The 4,290-nt window shown below is 64.2% G+C and carries 1 protein-coding gene; it reads left to right on the top strand.

All coding sequences use genetic code 11. From position 1 onward, the window contains the following. Positions 1-256 precede the first annotated feature (256 nt). Positions 257-4,290: two-partner secretion domain-containing protein (locus GPL81_RS31005; RefSeq protein WP_160109880.1), on the top strand; the 4,034-nt coding region annotated here is incomplete at its 3' end.

The following is a 4,290-nucleotide window of genomic DNA, read 5'->3' as shown; positions in this document are numbered from 1 at the left end:
GCCGACCTGCCATTGGCAGATGCCCCCCAATCCCTTGTGGGAGCAATGCTTGCTCGCGATGGAGGTCAACGATAACGCGCCCAGTCTGAATGATCGCGTCGCCGGGTCGTTCTTCGCGAGCAGAGCTCGCTCCTGCACCCTCATGAAGTTTGTGTGACATCCGTTCGGTCGCGCCCCTCGCCAACTGCCTATGTCGTAACAGCAGGTTCTTCCAGGCCTGCGGCCTCTTGCGCCAATCGAAAAGGACCTAGTAGTGATGCTCGCTCGCCAAGCCCGTCGCAATTCCCCTTCATTGTCTGTACGTCGCGCCACCGATCGCTCGGAGGACCCGGCGTTGTGGTTGCTCAAGCCATTGGCGCAAGCGATTGCACTGTGCCTGGTGGCGGGCAGTGCCGAAGCGGCGACGGCGTTCAGTTCGGGCTGGTTTGCCGCCAAGGGTGCCGCGCAACAGGCTGCGGCTGCGCGGCCCGGTGCTGGCTTGCCCGGCATGACACCGCCGCTGGCGCAACAGCAGCGTGCCAACCAGCAATTGCAGCGTTCGTTGCAGTCCCTCAACAACACCGTAGCGGCTATTGCGGCGCAACAAGCCGCCCAGGCCGCCGGGCGGGCGACGGCGTTGGGGACCGTGCAGTTCGTGCCGGACGGCATGGGCGAGGGCGGCTTGAAGGTCGATACCGGCCTGACCCAGGGCTGGCAGAACGCCAAAGGTCCGCAACAGAGCCAGGCCGATGGCAAGACCACGGTGAAGATCGAGCAAACCGCCGACAAGGCCATCCTCAACTGGGAAACCTTCAACGTCGGGCGCAACACCAGCGTGGAGTTTGCCCAGCAATCCAACTGGGCGGTGCTCAACCGCGTCAACGACCCGAGTGCGCGGCCGAGCCAGATCCAGGGCCAGATCAAGGGTGACGGCACGGTGATGCTGATCAACCGTAACGGCATCGTCTTCAGTGGCACCAGCCAGGTCAATGTGCGCAATCTGGTGGCGGCGGCAGCCAGCATCACCGACATCCAGTTCCGCGACCGTGGCCTGTACTTCGACACCACGGGCAGCCAGCCGACCTTCACCGATGCCGCCGGTAAAGTGCTGGTGGAGCAAGGTGCCCGGATTGAAACCCACAAGCCGACACTCTCCACTGACTCCGGTGGCTACGCCCTGTTGCTGGGCAGCGAAGTGGAAAACGCCGGCACCATCAGCACCGCCAAGGGCCAGACCGTGCTCGGTGCCGGTGACCGTTTTTACATCCGCAAGGGTTCGGGTACCGAGGGTAATGGTTTCTCCACGACCTTCGGCAGCGAAGTTGTCCCGGGCTTCAAGACGGGCAGCACCGGCACTGTCAAAAACAGCGGTTTGATCCAGGCCGCAACGGGCGACATCACCCTGACCGGTCATGAGGTGATGCAGGATGGCGTGTTGCTGGCCAGCACGTCGGTGTCCACGCGCGGCACGCTTCATTTGCTCAACCCGGCCACGGACACCAGCGGTAGCGTGACCCTGGGCCAGGGCAGCGTCAGCGCCATCATGCTCGACAGCAGTGATCTCACCGCCCTGGACAGTCAGCGCGATGCGGCGTTAACAGCGGTGACGTTCAACAACCGAATCCGCAGCGACCAGTCGCGCATCGAAATCGGTAGCGGCGGCACGGTGGAGTTGCAGAACGGTTCGATCGCCCTCGCCACCGGCGGTCAGGTCGCCGTCACGGCCGGTAAACGCACTCTGGTGCGTGATGGCGCGGTGATCGACGTCTCCGGTGCCCTCGGCGTCAAAGTGGCGATGGAAGCCAACAACATCAAGATCAACGTACAGGGCAACGAGCAGCGTGATTCTTCGGTCAACCGCGAAGGGGGCGCGCTCAACAGCAACGACATGTGGGTCGATGTGCGCGAGCTGGTTTATGTGCCGGCCGGCACCAACGGCTATGCCAGCGACCGCTGGTACACCGCCGGCGGTTTGCTGGAAGTCGGCGGTTACTTGGGCACCCAGGGCCACAGCATCGGCGAGTGGATGGCCCAGGGCGGAACAGTGAATTTTGCCGGCAACGACGTGATCACCGAGAAAGGCTCGTTGATCAACCTGTCCGGCGGCACCCTGGACGTGCAGAGCGGTGTGATCAAACAGAGCTGGTTGCGGAGCGCGGACGGTCGTCTGTATGAGGTGTCCCGCGCGCCGGGGGATTTGCTCTACACCGGCCTCTACAAAGGTTATGAAGACCACAGCGAACGCTGGGGCCAGACGAGTTTCTTCTTTAACCCGCTGATTGCGCCGAGATCGCGTTTCGAGTCGGGTTATACCGTGGGCCGCGATGCCGGGCAGTTGGTGATCGCCACGGGCAATGCCTTACTCGATGGTCAGCTGGTGGGCGAGGTGTTCCAGGGCGGACGGCAGAACCAGGCGCCGCGCGCCGGTCTGGACGGTTATGCGCAGGCCCAGACGGCGCTGGCACGCCGGGCGCAGATGATCGTTGGCAGCTATGACCCGAGTTGGTCGGCGGCCACCGACGGCTTTGTGTACGAGCACCTGGCGGTACTTGATCAAGTTCAGATGGGGGGTGAGCGTCCAGTCCAGGACAGTGGCCTGGAACTGAGCGGTCTGGTACCCGATGCACGCAAAGGCAAACTGTTCCTGGACGTCGATCAGCTCAACGGATTCCGTCTGGGCGCCTTGAAAGTCGCGGCCAAGGACAAGATCGAAGTCAACCAGGACCTGGTCGTGGCGTCCGGCGGCGACATTACGCTCAACGGCGCGGATGTGCAGGTCAATGCCGACCTGACCGCACGCGGTGGCAGTTTGAATCTGGGCAGCCGATTGGCGCAAACAGCCAAGCCGACTCAAGTGACCGTTGCCGAAGGCGTGCGACTGGACACCCGTGGCCAGTGGAGCAACCTGCGCACCGATCCCGACGACACCGACCATCTGGCCTGGATCAACGGCGGTCAGGTGTCGATCCGCAGCACGGGTGGCATCAACCTGGCCGCGGGCAGCGTGGTGGACGTATCGTCCGGTGGCGCGGTGCTGGCCAACGGCAAGACCCGTGGCGGCAAGGGCGGCGATGTGAAGCTCGAGTCCAGTGCTGACACGCTGCCGGGAGACTCGAGGCTGGTACTGGACGGTGAAGTGCGCGGTTACGGTGTAACGGGGGGCGGCACGCTGGCGATACAGGCCAGCCAGGTACTGATCGGTCAGTCCGACAACCCCGTCGACGATCACACCCTGCAACTGGCTCCGAGCCTGTTCAGCCAGGGGTTTTCCGCCTACAACGTGATCGGCCTCAAGACCCTGCAGGTGGCTGACGACACCGTGCTCGATGTGACGATGCCGGTCTATCGTTTCGGTGACTCGGCATCGAACCAGCGCAGTGGCGTTGACCCGGGTACCGCCCTGGAGCTGTGGAAGCCGCCGCTGTTCCAGGAAAACCCGAGCAAGGGCGTACTGACCCAACGCGGTGGCGCCAGCCTTTCATTGCAGGCCGGTGCCAGCCAAAGCACCTTGATGGACCCGGTCAATAGTTCACTGACCCTCGGTCGGGGCTCACGCGTCAGTGTCGACCCTGGCCAGCGGATCAACCTGCGCGGTGCCGGGCAGATCACCCTTGAAGGCGAGCTCAATGCCTGGGGCGGCACGATTGATGTTCGCCAGCAACAGTTCGGTTCGATTGACGTTGCCACCACTGATCAAGTTGCGGACCCGACCGCTCATACCCGTTCGATCTGGATCGGTGAACAGGCGCTGCTGGATGTTGCCGGGCGTGCGGCCACCGCGGTGGATGGTCAGGGGCGTGTCTACGGCCAGGTGGGCAAGGGCGGAAGCATCATCATCGGTGGCGAGATCGATTTGAAGAAGGCCACCGCCACGTCGGCCGATGCGTACGTGATTGTGCGTAAGGGCGCACGCCTGGAAGCGTCCGGCGCCGAGGCGATACTGGACATCCCGGGGCAGGGACCGACCCGCGTCGCCACGGATGGCGGGCGTATTGCCTTGAGTTCCTACAACGGCCTGTTCATCGATGGCAACCTTCATGCCGCTGCCGGCGGCGCCGGGGCCGGGGCCGGGGCCGCAGGGGGGCGTCTGGACATCGCCCTTGGAACGCCGATGTACAACGATAAACAGGCGGGGAAAAAAAGTTGCGGTCAGCGGGGGAAGGTTATCCCCCACGGGCCCGGGGGCAACCCTCCTGCCACCGGCTTTCAGGCGGGGGGGGGCCGTTCCCTTGCTCGCGTCCGCCCCACCCGCCTGGGGGGCCGACACCTTTTGTCGGGGGGGTTTGACAGCCCCCACCCCCCTGGCCCCGG

Source organism: Pseudomonas izuensis, assembly GCF_009861505.1.
GTDB classification, from domain to species: Bacteria; Pseudomonadota; Gammaproteobacteria; order Pseudomonadales; family Pseudomonadaceae; genus Aquipseudomonas; species Aquipseudomonas izuensis.
The sequence above is the reverse complement of the archived record's forward strand: the minus strand, read 5'-3'. Positions and strand labels throughout refer to the sequence as shown.